Source organism: Microbacterium sp. str. 'China' (genome assembly GCF_002993305.1).
Taxonomy (GTDB): Bacteria; Actinomycetota; Actinomycetes; order Actinomycetales; family Microbacteriaceae; genus Microbacterium; species Microbacterium paraoxydans.
This window is the reverse complement of sequence record NZ_CP027434.1, coordinates 1,778,431-1,796,125: the sequence shown is the minus strand read 5'-3', so window position 1 is coordinate 1,796,125 and position 17,695 is coordinate 1,778,431. Positions and strand designations below refer to the sequence as shown.

The following is a 17,695-nucleotide window of genomic DNA, read 5'->3' as shown; positions in this document are numbered from 1 at the left end:
TTCTACCCTGGAGACATGTTGAGACGCGCGAAAATCGTCGCCACCCTGGGCCCCGCCACTTCCACGTATGAGACGGTGCGCGCACTGATCGATGCGGGTGTGGACGTCGCCCGACTGAACCTCAGCCACGGTGATTACTCCGTGCACGAGAACAACTACGCGAACGTGCGCCGCGCGGCGGAGGACTCCGGTCGTGCCGTCGCCATCCTCGTCGACCTCCAGGGGCCGAAGATCCGTCTCGGCCGGTTCGAGGACGGACCGTACGAGCTCGCCAAGGGCGACATCTTCAAGATCACCACCGAGGACATCATCGGCAACAAGGAGATCTGCGGCACCACGTTCAAGGGCCTTCCCCAGGACGTCAAGCCCGGGGACTTCCTGCTGATCGACGACGGCAAGGTGCGTGTCGAGGTCGTCGAGACCGACGGTGTGACCGTCACCACGCGTGTCGTCGTCGCCGGCGCCGTCTCGAACAACAAGGGCATCAACCTGCCCGGCGTCGCCGTCAACGTCCCCGCGCTCAGCGAGAAGGACGAGGAGGACCTCCGCTGGGGCCTCCGGACCGGTGCCGACCTCATCGCGCTGTCGTTCGTGCGCAACGCCTCGGACGTGACCCGCGTGCACGAGATCATGGCGGAGGAGGGCGTCCGCGTCCCGGTGATCGCCAAGATCGAGAAGCCGCAGGCCGTCGACGCCCTCGAAGAGATCGTCGACGCGTTCGACGGCATCATGGTCGCCCGAGGGGACCTCGGCGTGGAGCTGCCCCTCGAGGCCGTCCCGATCGTGCAGAAGCGCGCGGTCGAGCTGGCCCGTCGCAACGCGAAGCCTGTCATCGTGGCGACGCAGATGCTCGAGTCGATGATCAACAGCCCGGTGCCGACCCGCGCCGAGACCTCCGATGTCGCCAACGCCGTCCTCGACGGCGCCGACGCGGTCATGCTCTCCGGCGAGACCAGCGTGGGCGACTACCCGGTCGTCGTCGTCGAGACGATGGCCCGCATCATCGAGTCGACGGAGGAGCACGGCCTGGAGCGCATCCTGCCGCTCACGACGAAGCCCCGCACGCAGGGTGGTGCCATCACGCTCGCGGCCCTCGAGGTCGCGGAGTTCGTGGACGCCAAGTTCCTGTGCGTGTTCACGCAGTCGGGCGACTCGGCGCGCCGCCTGTCCCGTCTGCGCTCCCGCATCCCGATGCTGGCCTTCACGCCGGAGCCCGGCATCCGTCGTCGTATGGCGCTGACCTGGGGTCTCCGCTCCACCCTCGTCGACATGGTGCAGCACACCGACCTCATGTACCACCAGGTCGACGAGTACCTCCTCGGGAACGGCCTCGCCGTCGAGGGGGACAAGGTCGTCGTCATCTCCGGGTCCCCTCCCGGGATCATCGGCTCCACGAACGACCTGCGCGTGCACAAGGTCGGCGATGCGCTCCGTGGCGCCGCGCCGATCTACAAGGCCGGCGTCTGACGCAGGGCGTTCCGGGAGGGGCGGGGCTTCGGCCTCGCCCCTCCCTGTCATCTCCGGGCCGGTGCGTCAAGCCTCTCGGCCGTGACGGCGGCCTCGGTTAGCGTGCTGCCATGGTCCTCCGTCGTCTCCTCGTCACCTCCGGGCTGACGTTCCGCATCCTGGAGAGTCCCCGGCCCGCCGGCAACACCGCCCCGACCGTGGTCCTCGTGCACGGGATCGGGATGTCGCATCGGTATCTGTCGCGGCTGCACGCCGTGCTCGCGGACACGACCAGAGTGGTGTCCGTCGACCTCCCGGGCTTCGGCGGCCTGCCCAAGCCCCGGTTCGACGTCTCGATCCCGCAAATGGCGGCGGGCCTGGCCCAGGTGGTGGCGAGCCTCGACGACGACCGGGTCGTGCTCGTCGGACACTCGATGGGCGTGCAGTGGGCCGTGGAGACGGCGCTGCGGCATCCCGAGTACGTCCGGACCGTCGTGACGATCGGTCCCGTCACCGACGACGCCCACCGGACTCTCGGCGCGCAGGCCCGGGCCCTGGCCGTCGACACCGTCGGCGAGACCCCCGCGATCAACACGGTCGTCTTCACCGACTACCTGCGCTGCGGCGTGCGGTGGTATCTCCGCCAGGTCCGGCACATGCTCGCGTATCCCCTGGAGGAGAGGGTCGCGGCTCTCACCATGCCGGTGCTCGTCGTCCGGGGGAGTGACGATCCGATCGCAGGACGCGCGTGGTGCCGGCGCCTGCGCGACGCGGCGGCCGTCTCGCGATTGGTGGAGATCCCCGGTCATCATCATGTCGCGCAGCAGTCCGCGCCCCGGGCGGTGGCTTCCGCGATCCTGGCCCACACGACGGGAGCATGGCCGACGGCGGTGCCGGCCGCACCCATCCGGCGGGGGAGGGCACGATCAGCGTCCTGAGGATTCTGGGCTGGTGGGCCGCGGACTACGCCTACGCGGGGTTCTGGCAGGTCCGATCGTTCTTCGGCCGTGACCAGGCGGATGACTTCACCACCGGAGACCGCGCCCCGATCGTGGTGCTCGCCGGTGTCTACGAGACCTGGCGCTTCCTGGAGCCACTCATCGTCGCGCTGCACGAGCGGGGGCACCCGGTCCATGTCGTGGATGCGCTGCACCGCAACCAGTTCCCCGTGCAGGATGAGGCCGATCAGGTGGCCGACTACCTGCGCGCGCACGACCTCTCGGGCGTGTTCCTCGTCGCCCACAGCAAAGGCGGCCTCGCCGGGAAGCTGGTGATGACCGGCCCGGAGGGTGCCCGGATCCGCGGCATGCTCGCCATCGCGACGCCGTTCGGGGGCTCCCGATATGCGCGGCTGCTGCCCGGTCGGGTGCTGCGGGCGTTCTCACCCGACGACCCCTCGATCGTCGCGCTGGGGCGGGAGCTCGATGTGAACGCGCGCATCGTCTCGATCTACGCCGCGTTCGATCCGCACATCCCCGAGGGGAGTGAGCTCGCCGGGGCCAAGAACGTCGTCCTGGAGACGGGCGGGCACTTCCGCATCCTCGCCCACCCCCGTGTGATGGCCGAACTCGCCGCCCTCGCCGAGTGACGGGGCGAGCGGTCCGCGATGCTGGTGCCGGCGGTGGGACTCGAACCCACACGCCCTTTCGGACAAAGCATTTTGAGTGCTCCGCGTCTGCCATTCCGCCACGCCGGCCCGTGTCTCGCGACTTCGACTGTAGCGCAGACGACGGACGGTTCCCCGCGCGTCCTCTGTCTTCAGCCGGTGGTGGGGACCTCTCCGTTAGGATGGAGGGGTGACCGAGCAAGAACAGGCTGAGCAGCCCACGGCATCCGCACCCCGACGCGTCGTCGTCGCCGAAGACGAATCGCTGATCCGTCTCGACATCGTCGAGATCCTCCGCGACAACGGCTTCGATGTCGTCGGCGAGGCCGGCGACGGCGAGACGGCGGTGGCCCTCGCCACCGAGCTGCGTCCCGACCTCGTCATCATGGACGTGAAGATGCCCCAGCTCGACGGCATCAGCGCCGCCGAGAAGCTTCACAAGGGCAACATCGCCCCGGTCGTGCTGCTGACCGCGTTCAGTCAGAAGGAGCTCGTGGAGCGCGCGAGCGAGGCCGGAGCCCTGGCCTACGTCGTGAAGCCCTTCACCCCGAACGATCTCCTCCCCGCGATCGAGATCGCCCTGGCCCGCCACGAGCAGATCATCACCCTCGAGGCCGAGGTCGCGGACATGGTCGAGCGCTTCGAGACCCGCAAGCTCGTCGACCGCGCGAAGGGCCTCCTCAACGAGAAGATGGGCCTGAGCGAGCCCGAGGCGTTCCGCTGGATCCAGAAGGCGTCGATGGATCGCCGCCTGACGATGCAGGACGTCGCCAAGGCGATCATCGAGCAGCTCGCTCCCAAGAAGTAAGGCACTCCGGTGCTCCGGCTGGACGCAGAGCACGTTCTGCGGCCGGTCCGCGCCGGCGACGGTGCGGCGCTCGCGCGCGCGTATCTCGCGAACAGAGAGCACCTCGCCCCGTGGGAGCCGGCGCGTTCCGAGGCGTTCTTCACCGAGGAATGGCAGGAGCAGAACGCGCAGCAGTGCGTCGCCGAGGCCGCCCTCGGCCGGAGTTCCCGGTTCGTTATCCTCTCGGACGACGGCGAGATCCGCGGCCGGGTCAACCTGAACACCATCGTGCGCGGTGCGTTCTGGAGCGCCGATCTCGGGTACTGGATCGATTCCACCCGACTGCGCCGAGGGCTCGCGGGGCGCGCGGTCGCCCTCGTGGCGGAGCACGCGCGGGACGAGCTGCGGCTGCATCGCCTCCAGGCGTCGACGCTGCTGCACAACGTCGCCTCGCAGCGGGTCCTCGCCGCCACCGGCTTCGAGCGCATCGGCATCGCGCCGAAGTACCTGCGGATCGCGGGGGAGTGGCAGGACCACATCCTGTTCCAGCTGCTGCTGGAGGAACCGCTCAGTCCGCGGCGGGAGCGTCCTTGATCATGTTGGTGATGCGGATCGTCGAGCAGCGCCGACCCTGATCGTCGGTGACGACGATCTCGTGCACCGTGATGCTGCGCCCCAGGTGCACGGGTGTGCAGACCCCGGTGACGACGCCCGAGGTGGCCGACCGGGTGTGCGTGGCGTTGATGTCGACGCCGACGGCGAGGCGGCCCGCTCCTGCGTGCAGATTCGCCGCCATCGAGCCGAGCGATTCGCCGAGGACCACGTAGGCGCCGCCGTGCATGAGACCGACGGGCTGGGTGTTGCCCTCCACCGGCATCGTCGCCACGCACCGATCGACGCCGAACTCGACGAACTCCATGCCCATCTTCTCGGCCAGCGCCCCCATGCCGCGGGCGGCCGCCCACTCGAGTCCTTCGCTGGTGGCGACCTCGCTCATGCATCCTCCTCTGCGGGTGTCCGTGCTCCTCGTTAGGCTGACAGGGTGACGGACTCCGCAAAGCCTACCCTCATGGTCGTCGACGGCCACTCGCTCGCCTACCGGGCCTTCTTCGCCCTCCCGGTCGACAACTTCACCACCAAGGACAATCAGCACACGAACGCCATCTACGGCTTCCTGTCCATGCTGGTCAACCTCATCAAGGCCGAGCAGCCCACGCATCTCGCGATCGCGTTCGACACCTCCCGCCACTCGTTCCGCACCGATGAGTACCCGGAGTACAAGGCCACCCGGTCCGAGACGCCGCAGGAGTTCAAGGGCCAGATCCCGCTGCTGCAGGACTGCCTCGCGGCGATGTCGATCCCGGTGCTGACGCAGGAGGGCATCGAGGCCGACGACATCCTGGCCACCCTCTCCACGCAGGGGGCGGCCCAGGGCTACGACGTGCTCGTGGTCTCGGGAGACCGCGACACCATCCAGCTCGTCACCGACGACGTCACGCTGCTGTACCCGTCCGTCCAGGGTGTCTCACAGCTCAAGCGCTACGACCCGGCGACCGTGCAGGAGCGCTACGGCGTCCGTCCCGAGCAGTACCCCGACATCGCCGCCCTTGTGGGTGAGACCAGCGACAACCTCCCCGGCGTGCCGAAGGTGGGGGAGAAGACGGCCGTCAAGTGGCTCACGCAGTTCGGCTCCCTCGACGAGCTGCTCGAGCGTGCCGGTGAGATCAAGGGCGTGGTCGGCGGCAACCTCCGCGACCACATCGAGGACGTCCGACGCAACCGCAAGCTCAACCGCCTGCTGACCGACGTGGAGCTGCCGGTCGCACCGGCCGACCTCGCCGTCGCCCCGATCGATGCCGAGGCCGTCCGCGACATCTTCGCCCGGCTGGAGTTCCGCACGCTGCTGCCGCGGGTCTTCGAGGCCGTCGGTGCGGGCGAGGTCGCCGACGATCCGGCCTCCGTCGTCGAGATGCCCGCGCCGGCACAGGTGTCCGCCGCTGATCTGGCCACCTGGGCCGCGGCTCAGGACGGGGACATCGCTCTCCGGGTCGTGGTGCAGTCGGGCGCACCTGTGCGCGTCGGCGTCGCCACCGGGAGCGAGCTGCGCGAGCTCGACTGGTCGGAGGAGGGGGCCCAGGCGCTGCGTGCGTGGCTGGAGTCCGACGCGCCCAAGGTGCTGCACGACGCCAAGCCGCAGGTGAAGGCGCTGCTCCGTCAGGGCATCCGTCTGGGCGGGCTCGCGTACGACACGAGCCTCGCGGGCTGGCTGCTGCGCCCCAGCTTCCCGGACAAGACGCTGTCCGACCTCGTCCAGCGCTACTTGGGGGAGAAGCTCCCCGAGGCCGATCCGTCGCAGCTCGTGCCGGAGACCGAGGGAGCTACGCCGTCGCAGGAGGCGTGGTTCATCCTCCGCGTGGCCGAGGCGCTGCGGAATGATCTGCCGGAGCCGGTGGACGCGGTGCTCCGCGACATCGAGCTGCCGACGCTCCGCACGCTCGCCGACATGGAGCTCGCGGGCGTCGCCGTGTCGCACGAGGTGCTGTCGACGTTCTCGGCGGAGCTCGCGACGCGGGCGGACGCCCTGGCCCAGGAGGCGTTCTCGGTCGTCGGTCGCGAGTTCAACCTCGGGTCGCCGAAGCAGCTGCAGGAGGTGCTGTTCGAAGACCTGCAGCTCCCGAAGACGCGCAAGACGAAGACCGGGTACTCGACCGATGCCGCGGTGCTCGCCGACCTGCAGGAATCCCACCCGCACCCGTTCCTGAGCCTGCTGCTGCAGCACCGCGAGGCGACGAAGCTGCGGCAGATCATCGAGTCCCTCGACACCGCGATCCGGGAGGACCACCGGGTCCACACGACGTACGTGCAGACCGGCAGTCAGACCGGGCGCCTGTCCAGCACCGACCCGAACCTGCAGAACATCCCGGTGCGCACCGAGGAGTCGCGGCGCATCCGCAGCGCCTTCGAGGTCGGCGAGGGGTACGAGACCCTGCTCACCGCCGACTACTCGCAGATCGAGATGCGGATCATGGCGCACCTCTCGGGCGACGAGGGGCTGATCGAGGCGTTCAACAGCGGTGAAGACCTGCACCGCTTCGTCGGCGCCCGCGTGTTCGGCGTCGATCCGTCCGAGGTCACCCCGGCGATGCGCACCAAGGTCAAGGCGATGTCGTACGGCCTCGTCTACGGCCTCTCCGCGTTCGGGCTGTCCAAGCAGCTGCGCATCGAGCAGTCCGAGGCCAAGCAGCTCATGGTCGAGTACTTCGCACGGTTCGGCGCGGTCCGCGACTACCTGCGGGCCTCGGTGATGAAGGCCAAGGAGGTCGGCTACACCGAGACGATCTTCGGCCGTCGGCGACCGTTCCCCGATCTCGCGAGCCCCAACCGTGTGCTGCGCGAGAACGCCGAGCGGGCGGCGCTCAACGCCCCGATCCAGGGGAGCGCGGCCGACATCATGAAGATCGCGCTGTTCCACATCCACGACGACCTCCACACCGCGAAGCTGGAGTCGCGCGTGCTGCTGCAGATCCACGACGAACTCGTCGTCGAGGTCGCGGCCGGGGAGTGGGATGCGGTGGAGCAGATCGTCCGCACGCGGATGGGTGACGCCGCGCAGCTCTCCGTGCCGCTCGACGTGCAGGTGGGCCGCGGTCGGGACTGGAACGAAGCCGCGCATTGACCCCGGTGGCCGGAGGGGGCGGGGATTAGGCTGGAAGGTATGACTTCAGCACCCCGCACCCCCTCCGCCATCGACAGGGTCGCCGATGAATGGGTCGACACGATCGCCGTCCTGGCGCCGACTCTCGGCACCTACATCGGCCGCTCCGAGGTCAACGACCGGTTCGGCGACCTGAGCCCGGAAGGTCATGAGGAGATCGCCGCGGCGACGCGGGCCACGCTCGACACGCTCTCCGCGCTGGAGCCCGTCGATGCGATCGACGAGGTGACCAAGACCGACCTCACTGCGGAGCTGCGCCTCGACCTCGAGCTGCACGAGGCGAAGTGGCACCTGCGCGACCTGAACGTCATCGCGTCCGCCGCGCAGGACGTCCGCTCCGCCTTCGACCTGATGCCCACCGCGACGGTCGAGGACTGGGAGGTCGTCTCCACCCGGCTCTCCGCCGTGCCCGCGGCGCTGCGCGGGTACATCGAGACGCTCCGTCTGGGCATCGCCGAGGGGGTCACTCCCGCCCGCCGCCAGGTCGCGGAGGTCGCGACCCAGATCGACCGCTACATCGCCGACGACGGGTTCTTCGCTGCCTTCGTCGCGCACGCCGACCCGCAGGAGGGCCAGCTTCCCGCCTCGCTCGCCCGCACGCTGGCGGACAACTCCGCGGCTGCCCGGGTCGCCTACGGCGAGCTGCGGCGTTTCCTGGCCGAGGAGCTCGCGCCCGAGGCCGGTGAGACGGACGCCGTGGGGCGCGAACTGTACGCCCTCAACTCCCGCCGATTCCTCGGCGCCACCATCGACCTCGACGAGACCTACGAGTGGGGTCGCGAAGAACTCGCCCGCATGGTGGCCGAGCAGACGGCGATCGCGAACGAGATCCTCCCCGGCGCCTCCGTGGAGGAGGCCGTCGCGCATCTGGAATCCGACCCCGCTCGCAAGCTCGTCGGCACCGAGGCGCTCCAGCGGTGGATGCAGGAGACCAGCGATCGCGCGGTCGCCGAGCTCGGCGCCTCGCACTTCGACATCCCGGAGGCCATCCGCACCCTGGAGTGCATGATCGCGCCCACGCAGGAGGGCGGGATCTACTACACCGGTCCCACCGACGACTTCTCCCGTCCCGGTCGCATGTGGTGGTCGGTCCCCGAGGGTGTCACCGAGTTCGACACGTGGCGCGAGCTCACCACGGTCTATCACGAGGGTGTCCCGGGGCATCACCTGCAGATCGCGCAGGCCGTCTACAACCGCGCCGAGCTCAACTCCTGGCGGCGACTGCTCGCCGGCACCTCCGGTCACGCGGAGGGCTGGGCGCTGTATGCCGAGCGACTGATGGAGCAGCTCGGCTACCTGGACGACCCGGCGGATCGCCTCGGGATGCTGGACGGGCAGCGGATGCGGGCGGCGCGTGTGGTCCTCGACATCGGCGTGCACCTCGGCAAGCCGCGCCTCGAGGGCGAGGGCATCTGGGATGCCGAGTACGCGCTCGACTTCCTCCGCCGCAACGTCAACATGTCGGACCAGTTCGTGCAGTTCGAGGTCAACCGGTACCTCGGCTGGCCGGGTCAGGCGCCGTCGTACAAGGTCGGTCAGCGCATCTGGGAGCAGGTCCGCGACGCCGTCCAGCGGGCAGAGGGCGACGCGTTCAGCTTCAAGGGCTTCCACAAGCGCGCCCTCGATCTGGGCGGGGTCGGGCTGGACACGCTGCGGAGCGCGCTGCTGCCTCGGTGACGGGAATGCCCGCCTCCTGCCGCGTGTTCCATTCACCTGAATAGGAAGGTGTGACATGGACATCGAATTCGGGCTGGACACGTTCGGCGACATCACCCGGGACCAGGACGGCGAGCTGCTCAGCGGCGCGCAGACCATCCGGAACGTCGTCGCCCAGGCGGAGCTGGCCGATACGGTCGGCGTGGACTTCTTCGGCGTGGGGGAGCACCATCGGCGCGAGTTCGCGGTCTCGTCTCCGGAGATGGTGCTCGCGGCGATCGCCGCCCGCACCGAACGGATCCGGCTGGGCACCGCCGTGACCGTGCTGTCCTCGGACGACCCGGTGCGCGTGTTCGAGCGCTTCTCGACCCTCGACGCCCTGTCCGGAGGTCGCGCCGAGGTCGTCCTCGGGCGCGGTTCGTTCATCGAGTCCTTCCCGCTGTTCGGCTACGACTTGCGCGACTACGACCGGCTCTTCGAGGAGAAGCTCGAGCTGTTCGTCGAGCTCCTCAAGGAGGAGCCCGTGACCTGGTCCGGCTCGCTGCGGCCGTCTCTCGACAACGCGGACGTCTTCCCGAAGACCGAGAAGGGACTGCGCACGTGGGTCGGCGTGGGCGGCAGCCCCGAGTCCGTCGTGCGTGTCGCGCGTCACGGCCTCGGCCTCATGCTGGCCATCATCGGCGGCCCGGCCGGGCGATTCAAGCCGTTCGTCGACCTGTACCACCGCTCGGTCGCGTCCTTCGGGACGACCGCTTACCCGGTGGCCGTGCACTCGCCGGGACACATCGCTCCCACCGACGCGGAGGCATGGGACGAGGCCTACCCGGGCTTCGAGGCGATGCACAACACCATCGGTCGCGAGCGCGGCTGGCCGCCCTACAGTCGCGCGCGGTTCCAGAACGACATCGGTCCCGAGGGTTCCCTCTACGCCGGCTCGCCCGAGCGTGTGGCGGCGAAGATCGCCGACACGATCACCACCCTCGGGCTCGGGCGCTTCGATCTGAAGTATGCGACAGGCACCCTGTCTCACGAGTCGATGATGCGGAGCATCGAGCTGTATGGCACCGAGGTGATCCCTCGGGTGCGGAAGCTCCTCGCCGACCGCGACTGAGCGGGCGTCATCTCGCGGCTCGGTGGGACGGGCGCCCCTACGATGAGAATCATGGCCGATACCGCCCTGCCGAGCCGCACCTCGCTCGCCGAGCGCCTCGATGTCCTCCCGTTCACCCGCAGGCACCTGCGGCTGCTCACGGGCTCCGGCGTCGGGTGGGCGCTCGACGCGATGGACGTCGGACTCATCTCCTTCATCATCGCGGCGCTCTCACAGCAGTGGGATCTCACGAAGGGGGAGGCCGGCTGGATCGCCTCGCTCGGCTTCGTCGGCATGGCGGTCGGTGCGACGCTGGGCGGTCTTCTCGCCGACCGCTTCGGCCGCCGGCAGGTGTTCGCCCTCACCTTGCTCATCTACGGCGTGGCCACCGGAGCGAGTGCGCTGGTCGGATCAGTGGCGGCCCTGCTCGTGCTGCGGTTCTTCGTCGGCCTCGGGCTCGGCGCGGAGCTTCCGGTCGCCTCGACCTACGTGAGCGAGTTCGCCCCCGCGCGCATCCGCGGGCGGCTGATCGTCATCCTGGAAGCATTCTGGGCCGTCGGCTGGACGGCATCGGCCCTGATCGGGTACTTCGTGATCCCCGCCTCCGAGGCAGGCTGGCGATGGGCCTTCGCGCTCGGCGCCATCCCCGCGGTCTACGCGCTCGTCGTGCGCTGGGGCCTGCCCGAGTCCCCTCGCTGGCTGGCGTCGCGCGGACGCATCGCGGAAGCGGATCGCATCGTGGCGGCCTTCGAGGCCGATGCGGGCATCGAGTACACGCCGCCCCTCCGGAAGGAACCGGCGTCGCGGGCCATCGCGAAGACGGCACGGGCACGGCTCGCGACCCTCTGGAACGCGGAGTTCCGCGTGCGGACGGCGTGCCTCTGGCTCGTGTGGCTGGCCGTCAACTTCGCCTACTACGGGGCCTTCATCTGGATCCCCAGCATTCTCGTGGACGCCGGATTCGACCTCGTGCGTTCGTTCGGCTTCACCCTCATCATCACGCTCGCACAGCTCCCTGGCTACGCCGTGGCGGCCTGGCTCATCGAGGTGTGGGGACGCCGCATCACGCTGTCGGTCTTCCTGCTCGGGGCGACCGCGTCGGCCGTCATCTTCGGCACCGCCACGACCGTGCCGATGATCATCGGCGCCGGCATGGCCCTGTCGTTCTTCACCCTCGGCGCGTGGGGCGCGCTGTACGCGGTGACGCCCGAGATCTACCCGACCTCGCTGCGCGGCACCGGGGCGGGCTGGGCCGCCGGGGTCGGACGCGTCGCCTCCATCGTGGCGCCCCTCGCCGTTCCCGTCCTCCTCGTCGCCGGCGGCGCTCCTCTGCTGTTCGTCGTGTTCGCGGCCTGCTTCCTCGTGGCTGCGGGGGCGGCCTGGGGACTCGTCGACCGGAGCGGAGCGGCGCTGGACGACCGGTGACATCCGGGACCGGGAATAGGCTGGGCGCGTGGCTGATGTACGTTTCGTCGCGATAGGCGACTCCTTCACCGAAGGCGTGGGCGATGTGCTCCCCGATGGGCGTGAGCGCGGCTGGGCCGACATCGCCGCGCAGGGATGGGCGGATGCCGCGGGGCACCCCATCCAGTACGCGAACCTGGCGATCCGAGGGAAGCTGGCCTGGCCGATCGTCGAGGAGCAGCTCGAACCCGCGCTGGCCCTGCGTCCCACGCACCTGTCGTTCAACGGTGGCGGCAACGACATGCTGCGGCCGCGGACCGATGTGGAGCACATCGCCGATGCGTTCAGCCGGGTGCTGCGACGGTGCGACGAGGAGGGCGTGACGATGATCCTGCTCTCCGGCGCCAACCCGAGCGGGCAGCTTCCGATGGGCTCCCTCGTGCAGCGCCGGGGCGACCTGCTCTCCGAGGCGGTCCTGCGGCGGATCGAGGACCGCCCCGACGTGATCCGCGCCCTCAACTGGCCGGACACGGAGCTCTCGAAGCCCGCGTACTGGTCGGAGGACCGGCTTCATATGAACGCGGCCGGACACCATCGTGTCGCGGCCCGCGTGCTGCATGGACTCGGCTTCGAGCCGCCGGCAGCCTGGTGGGCACCGCTCGATCGCTGGACCGCCGGCCCCGCGGGTCTGGCCTACTACCGGCAGTTCGTCGGACCCTGGGTGCGTCGACGCGTGACGCGGACCTCGTCCGGAGACGGCCGCGCAGCGAAGTACCCCACCTGGGTCGAGCGGACTCCGGCGTGAGCGTCGTCGTGCCCCGCGCATGAGTGATATCGAACTCGTCCGTCTTCCCGCCGGCACGGTGACGCTGCACGACGCCCGGCGCCGCACGCGTCGCACCGTGGAACTCGAGCCCTTCGCCCTCGGTGTCTTCCCGGTGACCGAAGAACAGGTCACCGAGGTCCTGGGCACCCCAGCACGGCATCCGCGTCGTCCGGTCGCCGACGTGAGCTGGCTGCGGGCCGTCCACTTCTGCAACGCCGCGTCGGAGTGGGAGGGGCTCGATCCCGTCTACCACTTCGAGGGTGAGGATGTGGCCTGGGACACCACGGCGGACGGCTACCGCCTGCCGACCGAGGCCGAGTGGGAGTACGCCTGCCGCGCCGGTTCCACCGGGCCGCACTACGCCCCGCTGACCGAGGCCGCGTGGACTGCTGCCGACGGAGTCGGTACGCCGCAGGACGTGGGTGGGAAGCTCCCGAACCTGCACGGGCTGTTCGACACGCTCGGGAACGTGTGGGAATGGTGCTGGGACCTCCTCGACCCCGCGCGGTACGACGACTACCGGGTCTTCCGCGGCGGCGGGTTCGCCGACGACGCCTGGAGCGTGCGCGCCTCGGTCCGCCGTGGGGGAGCGCCGCGCATGCACCACGAGGACGTCGGCTTCCGCGTGGCCCGGGGCGCCTTCGACACCGAGGAGGAGGCGCAGGGCTGGTCGGCGGCGGCGGACCGGGACCGCGCCTTCGTCGACGGAGGGCTGCCGTCGGGATGGACTCCGCGCCGGCGTTAGTGCAGGCCGCGTCCGGCGGTTTGGCCGCGGTCTGCGCCGGGTGGGAGACTGAGCGGATGACCAGGCCCTTCGCGCTCATCCTCAACCAGGGTCGCGTCGCCGACCGCACGGACGGAGCCCTCGTCGGGGCGCGCCGCGTCGCCGACGCCCTGTCCTCGCTTCTCCGGCAGGAGCCCGTCGTGGTCGGCACTCCGGAGCCCGCTCGGCTCGATGATTGGTCGGTCGCGCTGCCCGAGGCGGCAGATACGCTCGCGGGCCTCCGGGCCGCGGTGCAGGAGGCGATCGCGGGGCAGGCGACGCCGCTCCTCGTGACGAACACGTGTGCGGCGAGCCTCGGAACGCTGCCGAGCGCTGCCGAGCACCACCCCGACGCGGTGGTGCTGTGGATCGATGCGCACGGGGACTTCAACACGCCGGACACCACCGACTCCGGCTACCTCGGCGGCATGGTCCTCGCCGCCGCCTGCGGCCTGTGGGACAGCGGCCACGGGGCGGGCATCGATCCGCGGCAGGTCATCGTCGTCGGCGGCCGCGACATCGACCCCGCCGAGGGGGAGCTCCTCGCCGGCGCGGGAGTGACCGTCCTCAGCCCCGCGGAGAGCACGCCCGAACGGCTGAGCGCCCTCATCGCCGGGCGGCCGGTGTGGATCCATGTCGACTGGGACGTCCTGGAGCCCGGCTACATCCCCGCGGCCTATCGGGTCGGCGACGGTCTGCTGCCGCACCAGGTGGCCGCGCTGTTCGCCGCTATCCCGGCCGCCGACGTCCGCGGCGTGGAGCTCGCGGAATTCGAGGCGGGCGACGCGGAGGTGCCGGAGCGCGTCAGCGTCGAATTGATCGTGGAGACGTTCCAGCACCTGCTGCGCTGACGACGCTGCGTACCCTCACGGCGCGGCCGGTGCGGCGCCGAGGTGCCAGGCGGTGATCTCGACCTCGGAGCCCGAGACGATGTCGAGCTCGACCGGCCACGAGCCGCGGTCGAGTCCGGGGAGCACGGCGGCATGCAGGGCGCGGGCGACGAGAGCGCCGTCCGTCGCGTTGGCATCCCAGCCGATTACCGCAGTCGCCTCGCCGCCGGGCGGCACCGTGACGGGCGCGATACCGGGGTCGGTCGCCAGGAATGAGGAACCGGGGCGCACCTCGACGTCGAGCGCATGACCGTTCTGGTCCGCGAACGCGATGTCGGGATACCCCTCGACCACGCAGGGCTCCTCACCGACGTTCATCAGCCGGATGCTCTGGGCGCGGTGCCCCGTGGCCCCGTCGGCGGTTCCGAGCAGCAGTGTGGCTCGGTCGAGGGTGCAGGCGCCCGCGGGAAGCTGGGGTGTCGAGGCCCCCGGGGCGCGCTCCGGCACAGGGTCGCCCACTGCCGCCGGATCGACGAAGGCTCCCGTCTCGTCGGTGGCGCCCTGCAGCGCGGCGTTCTCCTCTACGATCTGGCGCTGCCACGCGGCATCGGCCAGGCTCCCGATGACGACGAGAGCGACCACGCTCGCGAGGGCGACACCGAGGAGGCGCGGGGACCATCGCCGCGCAGGGATCTCACCGGCTCTGCGCGAGAACGCCCAGGCGGGGATCCAGCCCCAGGCGAGTCCCCAGTAGGCGGTGTCCGGCGCGGACTCGACGACCGCCGCGGTGACACCGGGCAGGCCCGAGAGAGGGAGGAAGGACAGCACCCGGGTGACGTCGTCGCACAGCCCGACGGTCGTTCCGGCGAGGACGGCACCGAACCAGAGCACGAGGAACGCGGGAGCCCGGCCGACGCCCTGCGCACCGCGTGCCACGACCCAGACGACGCTGCACAGCACGGCGGCCGTCACCGCCAGCACGAGGACGCCCCACGCGCCGGGGAGCATCCAGGCATGACTCTGCAGCGGGCCGATACCGGCGAAGCTCAGCAACCGTGTCAGCACGATGTCGGAACCGGTCAGTCGAGCGATGGCACCGGAGACGATCCAGAGCGTGCCGAGGAGCAGGCCGGCGAGCAGTCCGGCCGTCAACGGGGGCCTCCTACGACTGTCTCGGGCGCTCGGGAGGGCGGCGGTCGACGGGGGAGCGGAGGCCATGCCTCATCCTATGGGCGCTCAGCGACGCCGCTCGGGATCCAGCCCCATGCGGATCCGCGTCCGCTTGCGTTCGACGAGGATGAACACGACTCCGAGGACCCAGAGGGGGATCAGGGTGAGGAACGCGACACGGAACGCGTCGAGCGTGTAGGTATCCGGGGTGCCGGCGCCCTGGGCGTCGAGGAGGAGACCGATCACGAACACGGCGATCAGGGCTGCGATGAAGCCCCCCGCGTTCGTGACTCCGGTCGCCGTGCTGAGGCGGTGCGCGGGGTTGTGCGTGCGGGCGTGGTCGAAGGCGATCATCGACGCGGGCCCCCCGGTCGCGAGAGCGATCGCCAGGACCCAGAGCAGCCAGTCCGGGGCGGGGCCGGGGAGGGCGATGACCGCGATCCACGCGGCCATCTGCACGCCGACGGCGGGAAGGACGAGGGCGAGCGAGCGATGGTTCGGCAGGCGGCGGGAGAGATCGCCGATGATCGGACCGAGGATCATGCCCGCGACCACGTAGATCGAGATGATCCCCGCCGCGTGGGCGGTGGTCAGGCCCTCGCCGGCCGTGAGGAACGGCATGCCCCACAGCAGCACGAACACCGTGCCGGCGAACGGAGTGGTGAAGTGCGACCAGAACGCGAGCCGCGTGCCGGGATGTGCCCACGCCGCCCGGATGCCGACGCCCGTGTCGATCGCCGACGTCACGACACGCACGACGCCGGTGTCCGTGTTCACCGACACGTCGGGGCCGCTCTCCGCGGGGTTGTTGCGCACGATGAGCCACACGAGGATCGTGAAGAGCAGGCCGAGACCGGCGATGCTGCCGAACGTGATCGACCAGGTGGTGGCGTGCAGCAGGGCGGCGACCGGCACCAGCGCGATCAGCTGCCCGGCCTGCCCGATGATTCCGGTGAACTGGACCATGACGGGCCCGCGTTGCGCGGGGAACCACGTGGCCACCAGTCGCAGCACGGCAGGGAAGACGGCGGCGTCGCCGGCTCCGAGGAGGATACGCGCGACGATCGCGATGCCGATGCTGGGGGAGAGGGCCATGGTGAGCTGTCCGGCCGCCATGAGCAACATCCCCGCCGTGATGATCGGACGGGATCCGTAGCGATCGAGGAGGACGCCCACCGGGATCTGCATCCCCCCGTAGACGGCGAGCTGCACGACCGCGAACAGCGCGAGCGTGGAAGCGTCCGCCTGGAAGCGGTCGGCGGCCTCGACGCCCACCGCGCCCAGAGACGTGCGGTTGGTGATGGCGAGCACGTAGGCCGCGACGCCGACGGACCAGATCGCCCAGGCCCGCCACCCCGGCGTGGAGACGGGGGAGTGGGAGACCTGAGGCACCCTTCCACGCTACTCCTGACCGGCGATGTCCGACGCCGTGGCTAGAGTGCCCGCATGACAGCCTCCTCGCAGCACCACGCCCTCGACTATGTCGAGCTCGTCGTCACGGATCTCGACGTGGCGAGACGCTTCTTCACCACCGCCTTCGGGTGGAGCTTTCAGGACTACGGCCCTGGCTATGCAGGCATCCTCTCGCCCCGCGGAGACGGGAGCGAGGTCGGCGGGCTCCTGCTCGCGGACGCACCGCGACCCGTCGGCGGTCCGCTCGTGCTGCTCTACTCCGATGACCTCGATGCGACGAAGGCGGCGATCCAGGACGCAGGCGGCCGGATCCTGCAGGAGCCGTATGCGTTCCCCGGTGGCCGGCGCCTTCACTTCGCCGACCCGAGCGGCAACGAGCTCGGCGTCTGGTCCTCCCATTAGGCGCTGCAGATCACAGCGCGGGGCGGATGAGTGCCAGACTGCGAGGATGAGTCACTTGCCTCGCATCCCGGAGATGGACACCTCGCGCCTCCGCCTGCGCAGGCAGGCGATCGAGGACGCGCCCGTGTTCCGGCACCTGTGGACCGAACGCGACGAACGAGTCCCCGCGCACCGGCGGCTCGATTCGGACGGTCACCCTGACGTGGACGACATCCGAGCGCATATCCTCGATGCCGAGGAGTCGTCGCTGCTCACCGTAGAACGCATCGACACCGGGGATCCGGTCGGGTACTGCGGTCTCGTCTACGGCGGCGAGGGGGTGGGCGAGGAGCCGGAGCTCGCGTTCGAGCTGCTCCGTGCCGAGCACAATCGGGGATACGCCACCGAAGCTGCTCAGAGCGTCCTGGCATGGGCAGCCGGGGTGGGAATCGACCGCGTCTGGGCCGGCGTCTGGGAATGGAACCTCCCGTCCCGGCGGGTGCTCGAGAAGCTCGGTTTCGTCGAATCCGGACGGGAACGCCCGTCCTCCGTCCACGGTCGGAACATCCTGACCGTCAGGTCTCTCTTCGAGAAGTGAGAGCGGGCTC

Annotated in this window: 17 protein-coding genes and 1 tRNA gene; 14 read left to right on the top strand and 4 right to left on the bottom strand. The window is 70.2% G+C overall.

Annotated features, from left to right (window positions below; translation table 11 throughout):
• Positions 1-18: 18 nt before the first annotated feature.
• The 3 genes from pyk (at position 19) to C6C15_RS08625 (ending at position 3,034) form a co-directional block, all read left to right on the top strand.
• The gene (gene pyk / locus C6C15_RS08635) at positions 19-1,467 is read left to right on the top strand and encodes a pyruvate kinase (protein ID WP_025103472.1); all 1,449 of its coding nucleotides are present in this window, start codon (positions 19-21) and stop codon (positions 1,465-1,467) included.
• A 110-nt stretch (positions 1,468-1,577) separates the two neighbouring features.
• The gene (locus C6C15_RS08630; RefSeq protein ID WP_105949844.1) at positions 1,578-2,384 is read left to right on the top strand and encodes an alpha/beta fold hydrolase; all 807 of its coding nucleotides are present in this window, start codon (positions 1,578-1,580) and stop codon (positions 2,382-2,384) included.
• Positions 2,324-3,034: an esterase/lipase family protein gene (locus C6C15_RS08625; RefSeq protein WP_105949843.1), complete on the top strand. Its 711-nt coding sequence runs from the start codon at positions 2,324-2,326 to the stop codon at positions 3,032-3,034. The genes C6C15_RS08630 and C6C15_RS08625 overlap by 61 nt, the downstream gene beginning before the upstream one ends.
• A 22-nt stretch (positions 3,035-3,056) precedes the next feature.
• Here the strand turns inward: C6C15_RS08625 and C6C15_RS08620 are convergent.
• Positions 3,057-3,142 (bottom strand) — tRNA-Leu (locus tag C6C15_RS08620).
• Positions 3,143-3,242: 100 nt separating this feature from the next.
• Here C6C15_RS08620 and C6C15_RS08615 point away from each other — a divergent pair.
• Complete coding sequence (locus C6C15_RS08615; RefSeq protein WP_025103469.1) at positions 3,243-3,860, top strand: ANTAR domain-containing response regulator; 618 nt, start codon at positions 3,243-3,245, stop codon at positions 3,858-3,860.
• Positions 3,861-3,869: 9 nt separating this feature from the next.
• Positions 3,870-4,433 (top strand): GNAT family N-acetyltransferase, encoded by a 564-nt coding sequence (locus C6C15_RS08610; RefSeq protein ID WP_105949842.1) that lies wholly within the window; start codon positions 3,870-3,872, stop codon positions 4,431-4,433.
• Here C6C15_RS08610 and C6C15_RS08605 read toward each other — a convergent pair.
• Entirely contained in the window at positions 4,408-4,836 is a 429-nt protein-coding gene (locus tag C6C15_RS08605) for a hotdog fold thioesterase (protein WP_071328611.1), read from the bottom strand. The two genes, C6C15_RS08610 and C6C15_RS08605, sit on opposite strands and share 26 nt — an antisense overlap.
• A 45-nt stretch (positions 4,837-4,881) precedes the next feature.
• Here C6C15_RS08605 and polA point away from each other — a divergent pair, with 45 nt between their 5' ends.
• Genes polA through C6C15_RS08570 form a run of 7 tightly spaced genes read left to right on the top strand, consistent with a single transcriptional unit; the run spans position 4,882 to position 14,144 of the window.
• Positions 4,882-7,515: a DNA polymerase I gene (polA, locus tag C6C15_RS08600; RefSeq protein ID WP_199787640.1), complete on the top strand. Its 2,634-nt coding sequence runs from the start codon at positions 4,882-4,884 to the stop codon at positions 7,513-7,515.
• A 39-nt stretch (positions 7,516-7,554) separates the two neighbouring features.
• Entirely contained in the window at positions 7,555-9,231 is a 1,677-nt protein-coding gene (locus tag C6C15_RS08595; RefSeq protein WP_105949840.1) for a DUF885 domain-containing protein, read from the top strand.
• 55 nt (positions 9,232-9,286) lie between these two features.
• Positions 9,287-10,321, top strand: a complete 1,035-nt coding sequence (locus C6C15_RS08590; RefSeq protein WP_105949839.1) for an LLM class flavin-dependent oxidoreductase — start codon at positions 9,287-9,289, stop codon at positions 10,319-10,321.
• 51 nt (positions 10,322-10,372) lie between these two features.
• Entirely contained in the window at positions 10,373-11,725 is a 1,353-nt protein-coding gene (locus C6C15_RS08585) for an MFS transporter (protein WP_105949838.1), read from the top strand.
• 28 nt (positions 11,726-11,753) lie between these two features.
• On the top strand, positions 11,754-12,509 hold the full coding sequence (locus C6C15_RS08580; RefSeq protein ID WP_060921652.1) for an SGNH/GDSL hydrolase family protein: 756 nt from the start codon (positions 11,754-11,756) through the stop codon (positions 12,507-12,509).
• A gap of 19 nt (positions 12,510-12,528) precedes the next feature.
• Complete coding sequence (locus C6C15_RS08575) at positions 12,529-13,275, top strand: formylglycine-generating enzyme family protein (RefSeq protein WP_105949837.1); 747 nt, start codon at positions 12,529-12,531, stop codon at positions 13,273-13,275.
• A gap of 56 nt (positions 13,276-13,331) precedes the next feature.
• Entirely contained in the window at positions 13,332-14,144 is an 813-nt protein-coding gene (locus C6C15_RS08570; protein ID WP_234024106.1) for an arginase family protein, read from the top strand.
• Between the two features lie 15 nt (positions 14,145-14,159).
• Here C6C15_RS08570 and C6C15_RS08565 read toward each other — a convergent pair whose 3' ends face one another.
• Positions 14,160-15,275, bottom strand: a complete 1,116-nt coding sequence (locus C6C15_RS08565) for a DUF4232 domain-containing protein (protein WP_158698534.1) — start codon at positions 15,273-15,275, stop codon at positions 14,160-14,162.
• Between the two features lie 84 nt (positions 15,276-15,359).
• Positions 15,360-16,685 (bottom strand): MFS transporter, encoded by a 1,326-nt coding sequence (locus tag C6C15_RS08560; protein ID WP_105949834.1) that lies wholly within the window; start codon positions 16,683-16,685, stop codon positions 15,360-15,362.
• 54 nt (positions 16,686-16,739) lie between these two features.
• Here C6C15_RS08560 and C6C15_RS08555 point away from each other — a divergent pair, with 54 nt between their 5' ends.
• The gene (locus C6C15_RS08555; protein WP_105949833.1) at positions 16,740-17,108 is read left to right on the top strand and encodes a VOC family protein; all 369 of its coding nucleotides are present in this window, start codon (positions 16,740-16,742) and stop codon (positions 17,106-17,108) included.
• A gap of 46 nt (positions 17,109-17,154) precedes the next feature.
• Entirely contained in the window at positions 17,155-17,685 is a 531-nt protein-coding gene (locus tag C6C15_RS08550) for a GNAT family N-acetyltransferase (protein WP_234024105.1), read from the top strand.
• Positions 17,686-17,695: the final 10 nt, after the last annotated feature.